15 protein-coding genes are annotated in these 21,221 nt (G+C 71.0%); 10 read left to right on the top strand and 5 right to left on the bottom strand.

Features of this window, described 5'->3' with window-relative positions:
- The first annotated feature begins 704 nt into the window (after positions 1 to 704).
- On the top strand, positions 705 to 1,328 hold the full coding sequence (locus H958_RS0129565) for a class I SAM-dependent methyltransferase (protein WP_028061313.1): 624 nt from the start codon (positions 705 to 707) through the stop codon (positions 1,326 to 1,328).
- Between the two features lie 100 nt (positions 1,329 to 1,428).
- Positions 1,429 to 2,115: a tyrosine-type recombinase/integrase gene (locus H958_RS0129560; protein WP_028061312.1), complete on the top strand. Its 687-nt coding sequence runs from the start codon at positions 1,429 to 1,431 to the stop codon at positions 2,113 to 2,115.
- Between the two features lie 324 nt (positions 2,116 to 2,439).
- Here the strand turns inward: H958_RS0129560 and H958_RS0129555 are convergent, their stop codons facing one another.
- The gene (locus H958_RS0129555) at positions 2,440 to 3,273 is read right to left on the bottom strand and encodes a methylenetetrahydrofolate reductase (RefSeq protein WP_028061311.1); all 834 of its coding nucleotides are present in this window, start codon (positions 3,271 to 3,273) and stop codon (positions 2,440 to 2,442) included.
- A 378-nt stretch (positions 3,274 to 3,651) separates the two neighbouring features.
- Here H958_RS0129555 and H958_RS44325 point away from each other — a divergent pair, with 378 nt between their 5' ends.
- The 4 genes from H958_RS44325 (at position 3,652) to H958_RS41210 (ending at position 10,372) form a co-directional block, all read left to right on the top strand.
- Entirely contained in the window at positions 3,652 to 4,035 is a 384-nt protein-coding gene (locus H958_RS44325; RefSeq protein ID WP_051324952.1) for a MerR family DNA-binding transcriptional regulator, read from the top strand.
- Entirely contained in the window at positions 4,036 to 4,977 is a 942-nt protein-coding gene (locus H958_RS0129545; protein WP_028061310.1) for a hypothetical protein, read from the top strand.
- A gap of 616 nt (positions 4,978 to 5,593) precedes the next feature.
- On the top strand, positions 5,594 to 6,034 hold the full coding sequence (locus tag H958_RS49340; protein ID WP_456064419.1) for an Lhr family helicase: 441 nt from the start codon (positions 5,594 to 5,596) through the stop codon (positions 6,032 to 6,034).
- Between the two features lie 1,644 nt (positions 6,035 to 7,678).
- The gene (locus tag H958_RS41210; protein WP_081686386.1) at positions 7,679 to 10,372 is read left to right on the top strand and encodes an AAA family ATPase; all 2,694 of its coding nucleotides are present in this window, start codon (positions 7,679 to 7,681) and stop codon (positions 10,370 to 10,372) included.
- Positions 10,373 to 10,444: 72 nt separating this feature from the next.
- Here H958_RS41210 and H958_RS0129515 read toward each other — a convergent pair whose 3' ends face one another.
- From H958_RS0129515 to H958_RS0129505, 3 genes are read right to left on the bottom strand one after another with little or no spacing between them, the layout of a single operon-like run.
- Entirely contained in the window at positions 10,445 to 11,998 is a 1,554-nt protein-coding gene (locus H958_RS0129515; RefSeq protein ID WP_028061308.1) for a hydantoinase B/oxoprolinase family protein, read from the bottom strand.
- A 1-nt stretch (position 11,999) separates the two neighbouring features.
- Positions 12,000 to 13,976 carry a hydantoinase/oxoprolinase family protein gene (locus H958_RS0129510; RefSeq protein WP_028061307.1) on the bottom strand — a complete coding sequence of 659 codons (1,977 nt, stop codon included), beginning with the start codon at positions 13,974 to 13,976 and terminating at the stop codon, positions 12,000 to 12,002.
- The gene (locus tag H958_RS0129505; RefSeq protein WP_028061306.1) at positions 13,973 to 15,349 is read right to left on the bottom strand and encodes an MFS transporter; all 1,377 of its coding nucleotides are present in this window, start codon (positions 15,347 to 15,349) and stop codon (positions 13,973 to 13,975) included. The genes H958_RS0129510 and H958_RS0129505 overlap by 4 nt, the downstream gene beginning before the upstream one ends.
- Positions 15,350 to 15,568: 219 nt before the next feature.
- Here H958_RS0129505 and H958_RS44310 point away from each other — a divergent pair, with 219 nt between their 5' ends.
- Complete coding sequence (locus H958_RS44310; protein WP_051324949.1) at positions 15,569 to 16,348, top strand: HAD family hydrolase; 780 nt, start codon at positions 15,569 to 15,571, stop codon at positions 16,346 to 16,348.
- Positions 16,349 to 16,365: 17 nt separating this feature from the next.
- Here the strand turns inward: H958_RS44310 and H958_RS0129495 are convergent, their stop codons facing one another.
- The gene (locus tag H958_RS0129495; RefSeq protein WP_028061305.1) at positions 16,366 to 17,301 is read right to left on the bottom strand and encodes a phosphotransferase; all 936 of its coding nucleotides are present in this window, start codon (positions 17,299 to 17,301) and stop codon (positions 16,366 to 16,368) included.
- Between the two features lie 153 nt (positions 17,302 to 17,454).
- On the opposite strand from H958_RS0129495, the gene H958_RS41200 reads away from it, so the two are divergent.
- The 3 genes from H958_RS41200 to H958_RS0129480 are packed head-to-tail and all read left to right on the top strand — an operon-like array spanning position 17,455 to position 21,220.
- Positions 17,455 to 19,302 carry an ABC transporter ATP-binding protein gene (locus H958_RS41200; protein ID WP_051324948.1) on the top strand — a complete coding sequence of 616 codons (1,848 nt, stop codon included), beginning with the start codon at positions 17,455 to 17,457 and terminating at the stop codon, positions 19,300 to 19,302.
- 47 nt (positions 19,303 to 19,349) lie between these two features.
- Positions 19,350 to 20,228 carry a sulfotransferase family protein gene (locus H958_RS0129485; protein ID WP_028061304.1) on the top strand — a complete coding sequence of 293 codons (879 nt, stop codon included), beginning with the start codon at positions 19,350 to 19,352 and terminating at the stop codon, positions 20,226 to 20,228.
- Positions 20,228 to 21,220, top strand: a complete 993-nt coding sequence (locus H958_RS0129480) for a sulfotransferase family protein (RefSeq protein ID WP_028061303.1) — start codon at positions 20,228 to 20,230, stop codon at positions 21,218 to 21,220. Before H958_RS0129485 ends, H958_RS0129480 begins: the two co-directional genes overlap by 1 nt.
- The last annotated feature ends 1 nt before the right edge of the window (position 21,221 follow it).

Here is a 21,221-nt window from a genome sequence, read left to right as displayed (position 1 = left end):
GCTCGCGAAGTTCCGCGTCGGCGCCGAGGGTCGCATCAGTCACCTCAAGCGACGCTACGGCCTTGACCGATCCCGGCTCAAAGGCCACACCGGCGCCCGCACCTGGGCCGCCTGGGCGATCCTCGCCTACAACCTCGACACCCTCGCCCTCAGAATCGCCTGACCGGCCCCGGCCAGGCCCGCCCGAGGCCGGCCCAGCGGACCGACACCCGCGGCCCACCGCAGCCATCCGACCCGGCTGACAGGATCATCACCGGATCGCGGTGCCGCCCGCCCGCGGCCTGCCCGATGAACGGCCGCGCCGCCCGCGCGGCCGTTCTCACTTCACCCGTTTATCCGGGGGAAGTAGCTAGCACCCAAGGCGCCCGACGCTTCAGCCCCGGTTTCGTCAGCGAGTCCACGGCCGCGGCCTCCCGTCCCTGAACACCTAGACCTGCTCGCCGCCGCCTCCCATGGAGCGTTGAACGCCCGGGCAAGCCGCAGCAGAACCACGAGTGCTGCTCGTCGTCCGAAGCGACAGCCAAGTGATCGCCTTTCGAGGCGGCTCCCTCACCGTAGTCAGCAAGAGCAGCGGTTGTGTCGAACCGAAGAGCACGGCGAGCAGCGCCACTGCTGGGACCGAGCGTCGATGATAGCGGTAGTCCTGTCGGGACCCGAAGACGGATGCACATGACCACCGACGACAAGGAGCGCCGCTAGCCGATATGAACGAGTACGACCGAAACTTCTGGGAACAGCGCTGGTCGCAAGCCCTGCGCGCGCACGGGGATCGCGTCGCGCAGCGGCCCCCGAACGCCCATCTGACCGCCGAGATCGGTGACCTGCGTCCGGGACGCGCTCTCGACGCGGGCTGCGGCCACGGGTCCGACACGCTCTGGCTCGCTGCGCGCGGATGGCACGTGACCGCGGTTGACTTCGCCGCGACGGCCTTGGCTTATGCCCGGTCGACGGCCGAGGCCATAGGACGGGACGTCGCCGAGCGCATCGACTGGGTCGAGGCCGATCTTGCGACCTGGACGCCTCAGCGGGACGAGTACGACCTGGTGGTCTGCCTGTATGTCCACGCGGCGGGATCAGTTGAGGAGATGGTGCAGCGGATGGCGACAGGGGTCGCTCGCGGCGGGACCCTGTTCCTCGTTGGCCATCGCCCGATCGACCCGGCCACCGGAGCCGCGACGGCCGCGGCCGGGCAGGTGCAGGTCTCTGTCGAGGCCGCGCTCGCCGCCCTCGATCCGGGCCAGTGGCAGCCGATCGTCTCCGATGAGCGTCCGCGGCCGATGGCCGGTACCGGCGTCGATGCGGTGATCCGAGCGCGACGCCGCTCCTGACGACCGAGAAGCTCAGCAGCGAGCCGCCGCGGCCGCCCGGCGCTGTCGCGTTCCATGCGCAGCGGCCATGAGAGAGCAGTCTCTCGTCATGTCTACTTCAGTGCTGCTCAACGCCGCCGGCCGTCGCCGTTCGCCGGCCACGATGCCCGGTCACCACCGCGGCCGTCCTCCTCGCAACAAGGGCCGCCTGTACCCCGCCGATCCGCCGACGGTGGAAGAGATCGTCGCGGTCATGCGCTGCGCGGGCCAGACCGCGCACGGGCTGCGCGTGCGGGCGCTGATCGTGGTGCTGTGGCGCGCCGGCCTGCGGATCAGCGAGGCGCTCGCCCTGGCCGAAAGCGATCTTGACCGCAGCACCGGCGCAATTCTCGTGCGACGGGGGAAGGGCGGCAAGCGTCGCGAGGTCGGCATGGACCGCTGGGGATGGCAGCAGATCGAGCCGTGGCTGAACTTCCGCCCCGCCCTGCCGGTCGGCGCGTTGCTGTGCGTCATGCAGGGACCGACCGCCGGCCGGCCGTGGTCGCCGACGGCGGCGCGCCGCACGCTGCGCGACCTTGCCGTGACCGCCGGCGTGCGCCGACGCTTCGCGCCGCATCAACTTCGCCACGCGTACGCGGTCGAGATGGCTCGCGAAGGCGTCCCGCTCACCGTCGTTCAGCGCCAGCTCGGCCACGCCAACCTCGGGATCACGTCCATCTACCTCCAAGGCATCGACAACAGCGAAATCATCAACACTGTCCTCGCCCGCCCGGCACCCACGTCGCCCGCCAGCGCCGGACTTCGCTGATCGCTGTCGCCGACGCGGCGACTCGCGGTCGCCGCGGCCCTGGTGGTCATGCCTCGGAGCGGGAGCTCCGTGCCCGGGCCGAATCTGGGCTCAGGATCGCCTAGAACAGGCTCCTGCGTTTGGCGAGGAGCGGGTGCCGACCGCACTTTCTCCGGAGACCTGCTCCTGCCGCGGCTCGGGCGTGTCGCTCTCGGTGCCCCGCGATGGTGTCCGTATAGCCTTCCGGTCCGGGGACGCCCTTCCGGACAGGCTCTGCGGGACATCGGAACACCGGACCGGCGTGAAGGTCCCAAACCGCGGGGGCGTTGCTGCAAGACGTTCTGGCTACGGACCGATCCCTGCCGGGCGCTGGGCGCTGACCCCCCGGGCGACGCGGAACTCCGCGGCGACCTCGCGTGTCGCCGCCTCGGCTCCAAGCGGAAATACGTGAAGTGCATCTACGCGCGAGATACTGGCAAGGCCGGCCGCCAGTTCACGCGCTAGGTCGATTCCGCCGCCGCGACTGATCTGCGCCAGGGCTCGCTGAGGAATCGCGACCCCCGGTAGCGCGCAGGCGCGCTCTGCCATGTGCGCGCCGCGGAGCAGCGCGACGCTTGCGTAGAACCGCACGTCGGCGAGGGTGTCCTCGGCGGCTGAGAGGAACGCTTCCAAGCGCCCGAGGTCGAAGATCATCTGCGACTGCAGGAAGGTTGCTCCAGCGGCGATCTTGCGCCGCAGGAGCCGCAACTCCCGGTCGACGTCCTTGGCGAAGGGATTGACGACCGCCCCGACCGCCAGCGGGCGCGGGGCGCTCCATGCCGACGCGCTCGCAATGAGCTGCGTGGCGGTCATGTCGGCCACATGTTCGATGCCAGCCACCGGATCGCCCTGCATGCAGAGGACCGCCTCAGCGCCGAGCGCCGCCGCGCCCACGACCTGGGACTGCAGGGCAAGCCGGTTGCGATCGCGGCAGGAAACGTGGACGATTGTCCCCACGCGCTGCTCCCGCGCGAGCGCTACCGCAGCCAGCGGCGACATCCGCGGCTGGCCGGCGTGGTTGTCGGTCAACCCAACGACGTCGACGGTGTCGGCCAGAACGGCGATCCGGTCGCTGACGCGCGCGCCATCGGCTTGGGCCGGCAGCGAGATCTCCGCGGACGTCAGGGCGGTCAGCGACACGTCCGCCGAAGCCTAGCCCGTCGGTCCGTCAGGCCGACCATGCGTCGTTAGAGGATCGGGAACGGTGCGGGGCGGGACCAATCCGGCGACGTAAGCGGTCCTGCAACGCGCGGAAAGGAGGCTGCGCCTTCGGCCGCCGGCAGCGCTGCTGTCGCTACTCCCTTCGCCTGGTAGCGCGAGTCCAGGTGTCGCATAGTGGTGTGATGGTCGGTCGGCCCGATCCGGCCCGCCACGTACGTTCGTCTGGCGCGCTCAAGGACGAGCCGCCGCCGGGCTATATGCTCGGACAGAGCGTTGGAACCGTTGAAAGCGTTGAAAACGACAGCAGCGGGACCTATGCTCGGATGGTCCGAGCATCGAGAATCAGAGCCTCAAGCCATGGCAGATCTCCTCAACAGCAATGAGCTCGCCCAGCAGCTCGGCGTTGCCGCGAGCACCGTGCGCTACTACCGCTCGTCGGGGCGGATCAGCCCGGCGCGCCAGACACCGGGCGGCCACGCCCGCTGGTCGCTGGAGCAGGTGCGCCGTCAGCTCGCCGAGCGGCCCGCGGCGGCGATCACCGGCTTGACCGAGGAGCACTTCGCGCCGCTGGGTGTCAACGACATCGGCGGACGGGGCGCGGGAGCGATGCCGCCGGAGATGGTCGCGCTCGGCGTGCGCGAGAGCGCCGCCCCGGTCATCGACGACGAGCGGTTCGACGCCGCACGCCATCGCTGGGGTGGTCGGCTGGCCGGTCTTCGTCGCCCGCGCGCCGTCGCCTAGATGGTCCGCCGCTCAGACGAGGACAAGGCCGAGATCGAACAGCTCGCCCAGGGCCTGTGGCAGGGCGATCTGCTCGCCGCGCCGCTGGTCCCGGTGCTGGAGTCGCCGCACAGCACGTTCCTTGACGGCGTCGACGAACTGGATCCCGTCGACGAGCACGGCCTGTGGACGGTCGCCGCGCAGCAGATCGACACCGGCTGGGGCGCAATCGTCACGCAGACCTGCGACCTGGTCCGCCACCCCGACAAGGTGCCGTTCCTGCAGCTCATGCCTGTCGTCGAGCTCGACGAGGTGACGTGGAAGGCCGCGCACTACAGCAGCCGCGGCGACTACTTCGCGTTGCCGGCGATCGGCGCGGCCGGTCTCGTCTTCCCCGCGATCGACAGCCAGCTCAGCTTCCCGGTCTCCAAGGCGGTGCTCGGGCACGCCGAGATCCCGCGCGCCGCCGCGCCCCTGGACCCGGCCGCGCGCGTGCTGCTGTCCTCCTGGCTGATGCGCCGCGTCGGCCGTTACGCGTTTCCCAACGCCCTGGAGGGCCACGTCCTCAGCCACCTGCGCACCAAGATCGCCAAGTCGATCGGCAAGAACTCCATGGCGGGGCGGTTCGCCGACGCGCTACTGGGCGTGTGGTGCTCGACGGAGTGGGCGGCCACCGTGTCGTTGATCTTCATCGTCGACCCCAACCGGCTGGCCTCACAGCAGACCATCGACGCCGAGAAGGCGATGGGCGAGATCGTCAACCCGATCCGCAAGCGGCTGGCCGAGGACGGCGTCAAGGTCCAGGTCATCCCGACGGCGCGAACGCTGGACAAGGTCTCCGCCCAGCAACTCTTCATCGAGCATCGCCAAGTCGACATGGACGTCCTGCCCACCGACGAGTTCACCGCCAAGGCCTCGCTGGAGGCCCTGGCCGCGCTGGGCGCCGACGCCGCGCAGGACTGACCGACGACGCTGGGCGGCTACTGCCCCGCGGCGCCAGCCGCGCTGCCGGCCGGCACCTACAGACGCGGCCACGCCCGGCGGATCGCGACTCGCCGACCGCCGCATCGTGGACCAGCAGCACTGCGGGGCCGCCTGCCGGCTGCCGTCCGAGTGCGAGCACAAGGTGCGGGCGGGCCATCACACCGCTATGCAACAGCGGGGCGCGAGTCAGGTGTCGGTCGGGCGCGCTTGCGCCTTCCATCGCGGCGAGGCTGCGACTGCCCCGGGCTTCGGGAAGTAGGGTTGCCCGAGGCAAACCAAGCCGAGGCACCATCGTGCTCGCCCCGCCGAATCCGCTGCGCTCGGTGACGATCGACGCACCGTACATCACGTCGTTCCTCGCCCAGCAACCGAGCGGACCCGTCGTTCTCGCCGGCCACTCCTGCTGAGGCTTCGTCACCAACGCCGCGACCGGCGCGAGAACGAGGGCGCTGGTCTACGCCGACGCGTTCATCCAAAACGAGGGCGAGACCGCCTTCCAGATCCTCGGCGGCTCCGGATTGGCGTTCGGCATCCCCGATCCGACGGCCGTATTCGACCTCAGGTACCCGGGCGCGCCGGAGGGCGATGTCGAGGCGTGCCCCAAGCCCGACACCGTGCATATCTCGTGCGCGCAAGACCTTCCAGAGGCCGACCCCGCGACATCCAAGGCAAAGAGCGGCTGGCCGTTCCATGGCGAGAGATCCTCTGGGCTCTGCGCCGCCTCGAAGCCCGCGGCCTGATCCGGGGCGGGCGGTTCGTCACCGGCGAGCAGTTCGCCGACGAGACAACTGCGCACCTCTTGCACCAGCGCCGCGGACGAGCCGTCACCGAGCGACTCGCCTCTCTCGCACGAACATGGCGACGGGCCGCCTGCCCAAACGCTCATAGAGCCACCGGTGGCGGGGAGCAGCATCGCGGGCGGCAACACCGGGATGACCACACGCAGCGAGAGCGGCCGGCCCACGCGAGAGCGCTCGGCTCCGCCGACGCGGTCGAGCCTTCCCGGTACGAGTCCGGTACCGGAACCCCGGCGTAAGACGCCCACGAGTGACGAATCTGCCGCCTCGCTCGAAGCCCGAGAAAGAGGGGGTTTCCAGGGAAAAGCGAGCTTTACTCGGGGCTCCGACTTGATCTTGCCATGCAGAAGGTCGAGGGTTCGAGTCCCTTCAGCCGCTCCTAACGAAAGCCCTGCAAACGCGGGGCTTTCGCGGTTCTGGAGCGGGTTCGCCGGCGCCTGCTCGGACTTGGCGGACCACCATGGCGGACGAGCTGGTAGCTGCCGCGAAGCTCGCGCGGTCTCGGGGCCGCGGCGGCGTACGGCGCGCGTGCGATCGCGCGATCTCCGCGCCGTCGCTGTGCGGCCTCCGCGCCATGGCCTGCGTAGGCTCGCGCGGTCTCTGCGCCGCGGCAGCGTATGGCGCGAGGTCCGCGCAGCGGCCCTCGGGCGCCAGCGAACGGCGGGCATCGAGGGAGGCGAGCCGGTTTCGCGGAAAACGATCAGTCCCCGCCGGGGGGGTGCCTCACCTTCCTTCGACATGTTCGAAGGTTCGTAGGGCACCCCCTGCGGCGAAGCGCGGTCGTGATCGGAAACGCTCGGTTCTGCTCCGACGATGATCGATCGAGCGCGGTATCCGCCGCGCGGGCCGCCACCAGCTCCGGCCCGCCCTCGATGCGCAGTTCCGGCCCGCCACGGCGCCTCGCGGGCCGCCACCAGCTCCGGGCCTGCCCCCGGATGCGCCACCCCGCCCCGCGAGCCGCCACCAGCTCCGGACCCGCCCCGACGCGCAGCCCGCCACCCCACCACGCACCTACGACAGCGCCCCGACGCCGAGGATCGCGCGCCGGTCGCGTCGCCAGGCGCCCGCGACGTCGCCGCGCATCGCCGCCGTCCAGCACGGTGGTGTTGTTCCACTCCCGGTCGTTGAGCGTCCTCGAGACGACGAACTCCGGCATCGAGTCGAGCTTGTCGGCGAGCTCGCTCTCGCGCTGCGATGGCTGCTGCGGCCCGTCGAGCCCCGGGGCTACGTGCTTCACGCGCGTGCGGTGACGAGCTGGCGCCGGCGACCTCGACATCCGTGAATCGCGCGCGCCGGACGAGCGCAGCGAGCCGGTCGTCGTACAGATGGACGCGACTGGCCGACGGCTCGGGGACCGCCGGCACGCCTCGGAGCGCCGGGAGCTTGCGTACATCGCCAGGCGACCGCGCGGGGTCATCACAAGATGAGACTCACCCATGACCGCGACGGGATCCCCAGGAACATGAAACGACCGACATCGAACGCGGCGTCGGCGAACGGCAGCGCCTCGGCCGGGCAAGGAGCACGTCGGCCCCCGGCGCCCGCTCGCGTGCCAGCCCCACCATCTCCTCGCTGTGATCGACGCCGGTGGCGGCCGTCCCGCAGGCGACGGCGTCGCATGGGGCCCAGCCGGAGCGCGTCGAGGATGGCCCGGTGTAATCCGAACCGGCGCAGGACCGGTATCGCGGGGTCGGCGCTCATCGCCCAACTCTAGGACCCGGATGTCGACGGTCCGTGGAGCAGTCCTGCCCGCGCCGAGGACCAGGGCGGTCGCACGGCGCGTTTTCTAACGTTGGGGCCCGAGGTGACACAGCGGTGGACGCTGGCGCTTCGGACGGTACCGGCCAGGTGGTTCGATCCCCTGACTGACTGAGGGTTCACTTGTGAGCCACAACGCCGAGACGATTGCCGAGCAGGTCGCTTGGCTGCGACCGCACGCCTGGCACCACGCCGCTCCGGGACATCGGCTCATCCGCCGCGGGCGGCTGTCCGCACGCCTGTCAGCGGCGCCGGGCGGTGGAGTCGTCCTGGTCTGCGGACCGGCCGGGAGTGGCAAGTCCATGTTGCTGCGGTCGTGGGTCGAAGCAGAAGATCTCGGCGGTCGCGTGGCCTGGGTATCGGTCGAGCGAGGCGAGCGCGATGGGCAGCGCTTCTGGGTGGCGGTGGTGCATGAGGTGGCTGCGGCGGTCAGCGGGGATCGCCTCGTCAGGCATGTGAGCCCGGCGCCGGGCCTTCTCGCCCATGTGGTGGTCGAGCGGCTGCTCGCCGATCTGCAGGCGCTCGAGCACCCCGTCGTGCTGGTCATCGACGACCTCCACGAGCTCGACTCCACCGACGGGCTCGACTGTCTGGAGCTTTTCCTGCAACGTGTGCCGGCCCAGATGCGGGTCGCGCTGGGAACCCGGGTGGAGCCGCGGCTTGGGTTGCATCGCCTGCGTCTGGAGGGTGTGCTGACGGAGATTCGAGATCCGGACCTTCGCTTCTCGATACCCGAGACGCGGGAGCTTCTCGAGGAAGCGGGGATCAGCCTCTCCGACGGCGCCGTAGCCCTGCTGCACCATCGCACCGAAGGCTGGGCCGCCGGCCTCCGGCTGGCGGCGATCACGCTCGCCGGCCATCCCGACCCGGAGCGGTTCGTCACCGAGTTCTGCGGCGGCGATCGCAACGTGGGCGACTATCTCCTCGCCGAGGTGCTGGAGCGCCGGACGCCGGAGGCACGCGACCTTCTGTTGCGCACGTCCGTGCTGGACCGCGTCAGCGGTCCGCTGGCCGACGTCCTCACCGGCGGCTCGGGGTCCGAGCGGATCCTCCAATGCCTCGAGGATCACAACGCATTCGTCACAGCGCTCGACGCCGGGCGGTCCTGGTTTCGCTACCACCGCCTCTTCGCCGACCTCCTGGAGCGCGAGCTGCGCCGGACCGACGCGACGATCATCCGGCCGTTGCATCGTGCCGCCGCGCGGTGGTACGAGCAGCACGAGTACGTCGTCGAGGCGACTCGCCACGCGCAGGCCGGCCATGACTGGTCGCACGCCGGCCGCATGCTCGCCGAGCACTTTCTCGATCTGACCCTGGACGGGCGTGCGGCGACCATCCACGCGCTGCTGGCCGCCTTTCCGACCGAAGCGCAAGCAACCGACGCGGAGCTTGCGATCGCGTTCACCGGAGCGGCGATCATGGACGGCGCGGTCGACGAGGCCGATGTGCACATCCGCCACGCCGAGGGGCTCGCCACCGGGGTCCCAGCGGAGCGAAGGCGGCGCTTCGACCTTCGCGTGTCGGGCATGCGAGTGTGGCTGGCCTGCTGGCGCGGCGACCTGGAAGCCCTGTCGGAGGCGATGCGATCGCTCCAGGCGGCGTTGGCCGCTCCCATGCCCCAGGAGCTCGCCCTCGACAAGGATGTCTACGCCATGGCGCTGGTGAACCTGGGCACCGCCGAGCTCTGGGCGTCGCAGCTCGAGGATGCCCGCCGTGACCTGCAACGAGCACTCGCGCTGGCGCGCCGGATCCGACGGCCCTATCTCGAGATCAGCTGTCTCGCGTACCTCGGCCTCGCGTCGGTGCTCAACGGGTCGCCGTTCTCCGTCATGGTCGAGCTCGCTGACGAGGCGGTGACCATCGGCGAGTCCAATGGCTGGGGTGAGCACCCGGTCCTCGCCAGCGCTCTGGCGGTACGCGGGACCGCCTACGTGTGGCTCGGTCGCTTCCAGGACGCGGAGCGATCGCTCGATCGCGCAGAGCGCACGCTGCGCCACGATCGCGAACCCGGCCTCGTGTTCCTCCTGCAATACGGGGGCGGGCTGCTGCGCTTCGCACAGGGTCGGCTCGACGACGCGCTCGCGGCGTTCAGGGCGGCGGAGGGGGTGCAGCGGTTGCTCGCGTCCGAGCACGCGCTCGGTGTCGCGCTGCAGAGCCGGCTGGTGCACACCCACGTGGCGCTCGGCGACACCGTGGCGGCCCGCGCCTGCCTCGCCGGCATCGATCCGCAGTTGCGCGACCGCACGGTCCTCCGGGTCTCCGAGGCGGCCCTCTGTCTCGCCGAGGGAAGACCACAGGACGCCGTCGACGTCGTCGCGCCCGCGCTCGAGCCCGTGGACGAGCCGATCCGCTTCGCAGGGTCGCGAATCCAGGCGCTGCTGTACGACGCCGTCGCCCGCGATCGGCTCGGGGACCCGCGCGCCGCCGAGCGCTCCCTCGATCGGGCGCTCGAGCTCGCGACCACCCAGCGGCTCATCCTGCCCTTCGTGCTGCCGCCTGCGCGGGATCTGCTCAAGGACCACCCACGCCGGCGCACCGCCGACCCGGCGCAGCTGACGGCGATCCTCGAGGTGTTAGCCGGATGCTCGCCGCCCACTGATGAGGCGATGCCACGGTCGGACGAGCTCAGCCCGGCTGAACTGCGGGTTCTCAGCTACCTGCCCGGCAGCCTCAAAGCGGACGAGATCGCCGGAGAGCTGTACCTCTCGGCCAACACCGTCCGCACGCACCTCCGCCACATCTACGCCAAGCTCGACGCGCACACGCGTCGCGAAGCAGTCACCCGCGCCCGCGAGCGCGGGCTCTTCGTCCGGCGTTGACTCGCACCGCCGAACCAGCAGCGGCGGGCCGCGCAGCAGTCGTCCTCAGCGAAGTGCTGCCGGCGAGCCTGGTCAGCCGCTCGGCGGGGTTCCCCAGCCGCCTCCCCCGGGCGTGCGGACGCTCACCACGTCGCCCGCCGCCAGCTCGCGGGTTGCCTTCGGCGCCAGAGACTCGCAGTTGAGCCGGTTCTCGCCGGGCTGCCCGGGCTCGCCGCCCTGCAGCCCCGCCGGCCGGTGGCGGCGCCGGTCGGTGAGCAGCGAGAGGGTCGCGGGCTCCAGGACGCGGATCACGCGCTCGATCCCGTCGCCGCCGTGATGCCGGCCCGCCCCGCCCGAGTCGTCCACGAGCGCGTAGGACTCCACGCGCATCGGATACTCGGTCTCGAGCGCCTCGATCGGCGTGTTGAGCGTGTTGCTCATGCCGACGTGGACGCCGGACGGTCCCGGGCCCCGGGGGCCGGCGCCCTGGCCGCCGCCGATCGTCTCGTAGTAGGTCCAGCCGGCGCCGCCGATGACGACGTTGTTCATCGTGCCCTGCCCCTGGGCAGGGAGCCCGTCGATGAGCTCGGCCAGCGCCAGCAGGACGGTGTCGGCGACGCGCTGGCTGGTCTCCACGTTGCCGGCCACGACGGCCGACGGTCGTTGTGCGCACACCAGCGACCGACCGGGCACGCGGATGTCCAGCGGCGCGAACGAGCCGGCGTTGGCGGGGATGTCGCTCGGCAGCAGCACGCGCAACGCGAACAGGCACGCCGAGCGGGTGACCGCGATCGTGCAGTTGACGTTGCCGGCAACCGCCGAGGCCGTGCCGTCGAAGTCGATGACGAGACGGTCGCCGTCGATGGTGACGCGGACGCGGATGGGGATGTCTTCGTCGGTGACCCCGTCACCCTCGATCTCGCTCCCGGCCGTGGCGGTCCCGTCGGGCAGGCTTCTCAGCGTCTCGCGCGTGCGCCGCTCGGTGTAGTCGATCACCTCGGTGAAGGCGGTCTCGACCTGCTCGCGACCGCGGCGCTGGATCAGCTCGCCGAGCCGGGCCTCGGCGAGGCGGTTTGCCGCGATCTGGGCGCGGAGGTCGCCGCGCCGGACGTCCGGAGTCCGGACGTTGGCCTGGATCAGCTCGAGCACGTCGCTGACGTACTCGCCGTCACGGACGAGTCGCACAGGCGGGATGATCAGCCCTTCCTGGAAGATGGAGCGAGAGTCCGCGGGCATGGAGCCCGGGCTCATGCCGCCGACATCGGAGTGATGCGCGCGCGTGACCGCGAATCCGATCACCTCACCCTCTGGGGCCAGCGGGGAGACCAGGGTGATGTCGGGGAGGTGCGTCCCGCCGGAGAACGGGTCGTTGATCGCGAACACGTCGCCGGGGCGGGGGTCGCGTGCCATCACGGACGCCACCGCCTCGGGCATGGCGCCGAGGTGGACCGGAATGTGCTCGGCTTGGGCGACCATCCGGCCGCGGGCGTCGAACAGCGCCGCCGAGCAGTCGCGGCGCTCCTTGATGTTCGACGAGTACGCGCCGCGGATGAGGACGGCCCCCATCTCCTCGGCGATGCCCGCGAGCGCGCTCGACAGGACGGACAGCGTGACGGGGTCCAGCCTGCGCTGATCGGTGATCGTCATGTCAGTCTCGCTCCAGCACGAGCGTCCCGGCGGGGTCGACCTCGCCACGCCAGCCGGGACGCACCAGGCAGGTCGCCTCGGCAAACTCCACGATCGCCGGTCCGACCACTGTGCTGCCGCTCCCCATGCGGTCGCGCCCCAGGACGTCGACCGTGCGCCACTCGCCCTCGATGTGGACCTCGCGGCGGCTGCACACGGCGTCGCCCCGGCCCGTGGGCTCGCGCAGCGGCGGCTTGACGACGGGCTCGATCGCGACCAGGCGCAGCGCCACGAGCTCGACCGGCTCTTCCGGCATCGCGTACCCGTAGCGCCGCTCGTGAGCGTCGTGGAGGCGCTCGGCGAGCGCGTCGAGGTCGTCGCCGTCCACCGTCAGCTCGAACGCCTGCCGGCGATAGCGCAGGTCGGCGCGGCGCGTGATCTGCGGGTCGTGCAGTGCCTCGCGGGCCTCGCGCTCGAGGGCTTGGAAGCCGTCCTCGATCGCGGCGCGGCCGAGGTCGTCCAGGCCGCCGATCAGCGGATGCACGAAATCTCGCCGCAGGTCGGAGATGGCGAGGCCGAGGGCGCTGAGGACGCCACTCGCGCGCGGGACCAGCACGCTGCGCATCCCGAGCTCCTCGGCGAGCGAGCACGCGTGCATCCCGCCCGCGCCGCCGAACGCCGCCAGCGCGAAGTCGCGCGGGTCCAGCCCGCGCTCCACGCTCACCACGCGCAGCGCGCGCACCATCTCGGCGTCGGCGACGCGGATGACGCCGAGCGCGGTCTCCAGCGCGTCCAGGCCCAGCCGCCGCCCTACCTGCGAGAGCGCTTGCTCCGCGAGCGCACGGCGCAGGACGACCTCCCCGCCGCCCAGCACGGCGCCGTCGGCGAGCAGCCCGATGAAGAGGTTCGCGTCGGTGACCGTCGGCTCGGTGCCGCCGCGGTCGTAGCACGCGGGACCCGGCACGGCGCCCGCCGACTCCGGGCCCACGCGCAGCGCTCCGCCGGCGTCCGCGCGGGCGATCGATCCGCCGCCGGCGCTGACCGTGTGGACGTCGACCATCGGGTGGCGGATCGGCACGCCGGCCACGACTGCGTCCGTCGTGGTCTGCGCCTCGCCGTCGACGATCGGGGCGACGTCGGTGCTCGTGCCGCCCATGTCGAACGTCAACAGGTTGCCGTAGCCGCTCGCCTCGCCGACATAGGCCGCGCCGACCACCCCGCCGGCGGGACCCGACAGCACGCAGCCCGACGCCAGCGCGGCCGCCGTGGGCAGCTCGACCACGCCGCCGGAGGACTGCATGACGCGTGGCTCCGGCACATCTGCGTCGACCACCTTGCGGGCAAGGTTCTGCAGGTACGCCGCGAGCTTCGGCGCCAGGTAGGCATCCGCGGCGGTGGTGGCGAACCGCTCGTACTCGCGGAACTCCGGCAGCACCTCGCAGGACAGCGAGACGTGCACGTCGGGCAGCGCTGCACGGATCGCCTCGCCCACACGACGCTCGTGCTCCGGGTGGTCGAAGGCGAACAGCAGGCAGACGGCGACAGAGTCGACGCCGCTCTCGGCCAGCCGCGCCACCACGTCGCGGACGCCGGCCTCGTCAAGCGCGATGAGCTCGCCCTCCGGCCCCATGCGCTCACGAACGCAGAACCGCAGCTCGCGGGGGATCAGGCCCGGCGGCCGGTCCTGCGTGAGGTCGTACAAGTGCGGACGGTTCTGCCTGCCGATCTCCAGGATGTCCCGGAAGCCGGCGGTGGTCACGAGCGCGGTCCGCGCGCCCCGCCGCTCCAACAGCGCATTCGTCGCGACCGTCATCCCGTGCGCGAAGGCCTCCACGCCGGCGACCTCGCCCGCCCGCACCGCGGCCAGCACGCCCTCGGACTGGTCGGCAGGCGTCGACGGCACCTTGGCCGTACGCACGCGCCCGTCGACGAGCGCCACCAGGTCGGTGAACGTGCCACCGACATCGACGCCCAGCCGCGTCCCGGTCGCGCTGTTCAATGGAACACCCGCTGCAGCGGAGTCTCGGGCGCCTGCTCTGCCGCCAACTCCTCCGGTGCCCGCTCTGCCGTCAGCCGGATCGCGGCGGTCTCGCGAGCCACCAACACGGCGGTGATCGTGATGACCAGCGCCGCCAGGACGTACGCCGCCACGGCGAACCCCGTGCCGAAGCGGTCGAGCAGCGCGATGGCGATGATCGGGGCCAGCGCGCCGCCGAGCACCCCGGCGAGCTGATACCCCAGCGATGCCCCGGAGTAGCGCACCTCCGTGCCGAACAGCTCCGTGATGAAGGCGGCCTGCGGCCCGTACATCGCCGCATGGAACGCCAACCCACCCACCGCGGCCACGATGACCAAGCCTGCCGACTTGGTATCCAGCAGCGCGAAGAACGCGAACACCCAGGCGGCCGCGCCGATCGCGCCCCCGAGGTAGATCGGGCGCCTGCCGACCCGATCCGAGAGATATCCGAAGGTCGGGATGAGCACCAGCTGGCAGGCGGAGCCGATCAGCACGCCGTCGAGCGCAACGCTCTTCGACAGCCCCAGCTCGGTGGTCACGTACGTCAAGATGAACAGCGCGAAGGTGTAGAAGGCGACGTCGGTGCCGAAGCGCGCGGCGACCGCGATCGCGAGCTGCCGCGGATAGCACTTGACGACCTTGACCAGCGGCGCCTTCGCCTTCTCGCCCTGCTCCTCGAGCTGCTGGAACAGCGGCGACTCCTGGACGGTGAGCCGGATCCACAGGCCCACGCCGACCAGCACGGCGCTCAGCAGGAAGGGCAGGCGCCATCCCCACGACTGGAACGCGGAGTCCGACAGAACGGCCGCCATGACGGCCAGGACGCCGGCGGCCAGCAGGTTGCCGGCCGGCACCCCGACCTGGGGCCAGCTCGAATTCAGGCCGCGGCGCCGCTCCTCGCCGTGCTCGGCAACCATCAGCACGGCGCCGCCCCACTCGCCACCGAGGCCGAGGCCCTGCACGAAGCGCAGCGTCACCAGCAGGATCGGCGCGGCGACGCCGATGTCGCCGTAGGTCGGCAGGCAGCCGATCAGGAACGTGGCAGCGCCCATGATGATCAGCGTGATCACCAGGATCCGGCGGCGACCGACCCGGTCACCGTAGTGGCCGAAGAGCGCGCCGCCGATCGGCCGCGCGACGAACCCCACCGCGTACGTCGTAAAGGCCAGCAGCGTGCCCACGAGCGGGTCGAACGTCGGGAAGAACAGCTTGTTGAAGACGAGCGCCGCAGCAGTGCCGTAGAGGAAGAAGTCGTACCACTCCAGCGACGTCCCGATCAGAGACGCCCCGATGACCTTTCTCAGCCCACGCCCCCGAGCGGGCGGAACCGGTCGGGCCGCTGCGCTTGTGCTCATGAGCCGGCTCCCGGCGTTGCGGATCCCCAGTACCAGCAGGATTTCGTGTGCCTGAGCGACGTAAACCACGCGAACGGCGGAGGTCCGCCAGCGGACGCGTCGGACCCCGTCCGATGGACAGGAGTCGGACCTTTCGCGACGCCTCTACGTTGGCGAGGAATTAGAATTGCATGAGCGACGCAGTGCCATCGGACGGGAGCCGATGGACGCGTCGCCGCCGTGGGAGAGCGTGACGTCGTGAGCCTCCGTGATCGCTCCGGTCCCGTCGAAGCCGTCACATTCGACGTCGGCTTGACGCTGTTGTCCCGCCCCGGCCGAGTGCCGCGCAGGCGCCTTTCGGGTGAGCTGACGGCATGGCTGCAGGAGCGCGGGCTGCGTCTTGAGATCGATCGGTACAGGCGCTTGAGATCCGAGGCTGCGCTGGCCTTCGCCCGGCTCACCGCCGAGGGAAGGGAGCACGAGGCGTCGAAGGCGATCGACGACCTCGTGACCTCGCTCGAGCTCGACCTGACGGACCGGGACGGTGCAGAGGTCCGGCGAAGGCTGGAGCTCCTCTTCCGCGATTACCCGACTCGGCCCGCGGACGGCGCCGTCGATGCCCTCCGGCGCCTGCGCGAGCGGGGCGTCAAGCTCGGAATCGTCTCCAACCGGAGCGGCCGCCCCGGCTGGATGACCCGGCAGTACCTCGAGATCTGCGGGTTGGCCTGCTTCTTCGAGCCCGCGGCGATCGCATGGTCGGATGAGGTGGGCTGGCGCAAGCCGGACCCGCGGATCTTCCTCGTCGCCCTGCGAGCGCTCGGCACCGCCCCCCAGCGGGCCGCGCACGTTGGCGACAGCGTCAAGCGGGACGTCGTACCCGCAAGAGACCTGGGGATGCTGGCCATCCAGTACGTCGGCCTCCGAGAGGGTGCCGGCGGCTCACGCCGGGCGGACATCGTCATGCGCGATTACCGCGAGCTGCCGGCCATGCTCCGGCAGTACGGGCGGCCGGAGCGGTAGGCGCCTCGCGCAGGCCGTCAGCGCGCCGGCACCAGGTGCTCTGCCTCCTCGAGCAGCACGTCGGAGCGCTCACGCCATCGGGGCGGCCGGCGGAAGGCGAGGTAGTGGATGAGCTTGACGAGCTGGACGGCCTGGTACCAGACGAGCGCCTCCGCATCGACCTCGTCGGCGATCCCGTCCCGGAACGCCGCGGTCGCGGCGGCGGCCTGCGCCTGGATCCGCGGTCCGGTGCCCAGGCGGGATAGGCCGGCGAGCATCATCCCTGCGTCGACCTCCGCGGGGCCGTGACCGACGCCGTCGAGATCGAAGACACCCGGCCCGTCAGGCAACTCCACGACGTGCCGCGGTGAGAAGGCGCCGTGCAGGAGGATGGGATCGCGAGCGGCGGCCGGAGCCGCCGCGAGCACGTCCAGGAGCCGGGCGGTGCGCGCCGCCAGCGCCGGATCGGCGCTCCTGACGTGCGGCGACCACGGCTGCAGGCGCTCGAGCAGCACGCGCGGGCCGTAGGGGATCCCGACCTCGACCCGGGCACCGGCGGCAACGCGCAGCCAGGCCGCGGCGAGATCGCCCGCACGCCGACCCTCACCGGCGCGGATCAGCTCGCGCATCGAGCGCCCCGTGAACAGCGGCATGACGACGAAGGCGAGGTCGCGGTCGTAGGCCAGCAGCGGCGGCACGCTGGGCGCGTGGCCGTCGGCCAGACCGGCGGCTGCCAGCGCATCCATCGCGGTCACGAGCGGTGCGACGTCGGCCGCGTAGGCCTTGACGACGAGCGGCCCGGCCGGTGCTTGGACGAGCATGGTGCAGCGCTCGCCCGGGTGGTGCGCCAGCAGGCGCGCGCTGCCGTCGGCCACCCCCACGCCGTGACGGGCGAGCACCGCCTCGAGGCCCTCGTCACGGAACGCCGCAAGCGCGGGTAGGAGGGGATCGTCCGCGATCTCGCTCGACCGCATACGGCCAACGCTAACAATCCGGCGGACGCCGATGGGACACGTTCCGGCAGCGTCGCGATTCGCCTCTCGCCGCCACCGTGGGCTGCCGGTACCTTCTGATTGGGAGGCTGAGATGAACCACATCGCAGCGCAGCGCATGGCGATCCGATCGACGTGATCTGGACGATCGTCCGATTCCGCCGCTTCTTGCGCCCCTACCGGCTCAAGCTGGTGACGGGCACCGGCTTGACGCTCGCCAGCACGCTCTTCGCGCTTGCCCAGCCCTGGCCGCTGAAGATCATCATCGACAGCGTCCTGAAGGACCAGCCGCTCCATCTGCCCGGGCTGTCGTTCGTCGGCGATTGGAGCCCTGAGGATCTCCTGACCGCCGCGATCGCCGCATACATCGAGATACTGGTGCTCGGCGCGCTGTTCGACTTCCTCGGCACGTACCTGATGGACTCCAGTGGCGAGCGGCTGATCTCGGACGTGCGGGAGGCGGTGTTCGCGAGGTTGCAGCGCCTCTCGCTGCGGTTCCACAGCTCGCAGCGGACCGGCGACCTCACGTCGCGCCTGATGAGCGACATCGGACGTGTCCAGGACATGCTCGTGCAGTCGTTCTCGACCCTGGTCCCGAACGTCGCGATGCTCGTCGGGATGGTGGCGGTCATGTTGTGGATCGACTGGTCGTTCACACTCATCGCGCTCTCGGTCAGTCCGCTCCTGTTCCTGTCCGTGTACCGGTACACGGGCCGGATCAAGACCGCGTCCCGCGATGCACGCAAAAGAGAGGGACAACTCGCCGCGAGGGCGACCGAGGTGCTCGGGGCGGTCCCTGTCGTGCAGGCCTTCGCGCGCGAGAGCTACGAGGACGAACGGTTCTCGGAGCAGAGCTCGCACACGCTTGCCGCGAATCTCGAGGCCGTGATGCTGCAGGCCCAGTTCAGCCCCCTCGTCGACGTGCTCGCCGGTCTCGGCACCGCGGCGGTGCTCTGGGTGGGCACGAATCGGGTCCTGTCGGGCGAGCTCAGCCTCGGGACGCTGCTCGTCTTCATGTCCTACGTCGGATCGTTCTACAAGCCGATGCGCCAGCTCTCGAAGCTGTCCTACATCAGCAGCCGCGGCGTGGCCAGCGCGGAGCGCCTGTACGAGATCCTCGACGCCGACATCGACGTGCGCGACCTTCCGGGCGCGGCGCCGATGCCGGGTCTGCGTGGCGACGTCCGCTTCGAGCACGTCGAGCTGGCCTACGGCGACACGGTCGTGCTCCACGACGTCGACTTCCACGTGGAGTCCGGCGAGATGGTGGCCGTCGTCGGACCCACCGGAGCCGGCAAGTCGTCGCTGGTCAGCCTGATTCCGCGGTTCTTCGACCCTCGGCGCGGACGCGTCCTGGTCGATGACCGGGACGTGCGCGCGATCCAGCTGCGGTCGCTGCGCTCGCAGATCGCGATGGTGCTCCAGGAGCCGATCCTCTTCGAGGGCACGATCCGCGAGAACATCGCCTACGGTCGCGCCGGCGCGACCGACGCCGAGGTGCTTTCGGCGTCGAGGTCCGCCTTGGTGGACGATTTCGTGCAGCGACTGGCCGACGGCTACGACACCGTGATCGGCGAGCGCGGCGGCACGCTGTCGGGCGGCGAGCGCCAGCGGGTCTCGATCGCCCGTGCCCTCGTGCGTGACGCCCCCATCCTCATCCTCGATGAGCCGACGAGCGGGCTCGATCCCGCGTCCGAGCACCTGCTCATCGAGGCGCTCTCGAACCTGATCGTCGGCAGGACGACGTTCGTGATCGCGCACCGGATGTCGACGATCGTCTCGGCGCACCGCGTGCTCGTGATCGACCGCGGTCGCATCGTCGAGCAGGGCAGCCACGCAGATCTGATGGAGCTGCCCGATGGCCTGTACCGCCTGTTCCTCGAGCTGCAGCTGCAGTCCCCACCGCCGGCGGGCATGGGCGCGCGGCCGGGCGATGTGCGTGGCGGTCCAAGGCCTGACTGGTGGGGTAGACCGCCGCCGTAGGCAGCCGATAGGGTCGAAGCGCCCGCCTTCTGCCAGCAGAAAGAGTCGTGGCGCAGAATCCCTATCTCTTCATCGTCGGCTGTCCGAGGTCGGGGACCACGCTGTTGCGGCGGATGGTGGACGCCCATCCGCACATCGCGATGACCCGCGAGACGCACTGGATCCCGAAGATTCCCGAGCAGGGCATCGGCCTGACGCCGGACGGGCTCGTGACCCCCGAGCTCTTGGCGCACCTGCTCGATGACTGGCGATTCCGGCGGATGGAGGTGGACATTCCGCGGCTCCGCCGATCTGTCGGCTCGAGCGGAGGGATCTCCTATTCGCAGTTCGTCACGCTCGTGTTCGACCTCTTCGGCGAGCGCGAGGGAAAGCCGCTGGTGGGCGACAAGACTCCCGGCTACGGCGGGAAGATCGAGACGCTGCATGCACTCTGGGCGACAGCGCGGTTCGTCCACATCATCCGGGACGGACGCGACGTCTATCTGTCGCTGCGCGACTGGCGTCCAGAGCAGTTCGCCCGCGTCCCGGCGACCCCCGCGCACGACGCCGTCACCTCGGCCGCGAGCTTCTGGGCAGGCAGGGTCCAGGCCGCGCGCGAGGGAGGCCGTGCGCTGGGTTCCGGCCTGTACTACGAGGTCCGCTACGAGTCCTTGGTGGCCGAGCCCGATCGGGAGTGCCGAGCGCTATGCCGCTTCCTGGACGTGCCAGAGGACGACGCGATGGCTCGCTTCCACGAAGGCCGGACGCGGTCGGTGCCCGGCCTCGATGCGAAGAAGGCCTGGCTGCCCGCGACGAAGGGATTACGCGACTGGCGATCACAGATGCCGCCGGAGGAGGTCGAGCGCTTCGAGGCGACAGCGGGCGGACTGCTGAAGGACCTCGGTTATCCGATCCTGCGCGAGACCGCCGCTCGCGGCCGGCGGTAGTGGGCAGGAACCCGTATCTGTTCCTCGTCGGCGTCGCACGCTCCGGGACGACGCTGCTCCAGCGGATGCTCAATAACCATCCGCAGCTCGCCGTATCGAACGATCCGGCGTTCACGCACGTTCCGCTGCGGCGGCTGCCGGACGGGATCGACCCTCCGCTCACTCCGGACCTCGTGGAGTCCACGCTCGCGCTGCGAAGCTTCTCGCGCCTTCGGCTCCCCGAGGCCGCGGTGCGACAGGCCGCGGAGGGCGCCCGGACCTGGAGCGAGTTCGTGACCGGTGTCTACGACGCGGTCGCGCGGCAGGACGGCAAGCAGCTCGCGGGGGAGAAGATGGCCCGCTACGTCACGCATCTCCCCCAGCTCACTGAGCTGTTCCCGTGGGCGAGGATGGTGCACATCATGCGCGATGGCCGTGACGTGGCGCTCTCGCACCTGGAGTGGGCCCACGAGCGCCGCGGGCCGGGACGGCTGGCGCTCTGGCAGGAGGAGCCCGTCGCGGTCTCGGCGCTGTCGTGGCGCTGGATGGTGACCACGGGCAGGCGCGATGGAGCCGCACTGGGCCCGGCCCGTTACCACGAGGTGCGCTACGAGGAGCTCGTCGAGCGTGCCGAGGAGCCGCTCCGGGCGATCGCGAGGTTCCTCGAGCTCCCGTTCGCGGCGGAGATGCTGCGATACCACGAGGGCAAGGTTCGCGAGAACCCCGGGCTGACGGCCAAGCAGGCCTGGCTACCGCCGACGCCTGGCCTGCGCGACTGGCGCTCGCAGATGCGCCGTCGCGACCTCGAGCTCTTCGAGGCGATCGCCGGGGACCTCCTGTCGGACCTGGGCTACGAACGCGCCTTCGAGGAGATCTCGCCGGAGATCACGGCCGTTGCCGAGCGCTGTCGCATCTGGTGGCATGACGAGCACGCGCGGTCGCGCGTGGCGCGGGAAGGGCCGTTCGAGACCGTCGGCGACGCGGGGGCGCCGCCGGGCGAGAACACGCCATAGC

The organism is Candidatus Solirubrobacter pratensis (genome assembly GCF_000425945.1).
In the GTDB taxonomy this organism is placed as follows: Bacteria; Actinomycetota; Thermoleophilia; order Solirubrobacterales; family Solirubrobacteraceae; genus Solirubrobacter; species Solirubrobacter pratensis.
Note: the sequence above shows the minus strand (reverse complement) of the source record. Positions and strands in the feature narration are given on the sequence as shown.

Coding starts and splice junctions, on each gene's coding strand:
- H958_RS0129565 (WP_028061313.1), top strand. CDS start 705: ATGAACGAGTACGACCGAAACTTCTGGGAACAGCGCTGGTCGCAAGCC.
- H958_RS44325 (WP_051324952.1), top strand. CDS start 3,652: ATGGCAGATCTCCTCAACAGCAATGAGCTCGCCCAGCAGCTCGGCGTT.
- H958_RS0129545 (WP_028061310.1), top strand. CDS start 4,036: ATGGTCCGCCGCTCAGACGAGGACAAGGCCGAGATCGAACAGCTCGCC.
- H958_RS0129515 (WP_028061308.1), bottom strand. CDS start 11,998: ATGACGATCACCGATCAGCGCAGGCTGGACCCCGTCACGCTGTCCGTC.
- H958_RS0129505 (WP_028061306.1), bottom strand. CDS start 15,349: ATGAGCACAAGCGCAGCGGCCCGACCGGTTCCGCCCGCTCGGGGGCGT.
- H958_RS0129495 (WP_028061305.1), bottom strand. CDS start 17,301: ATGCGGTCGAGCGAGATCGCGGACGATCCCCTCCTACCCGCGCTTGCG.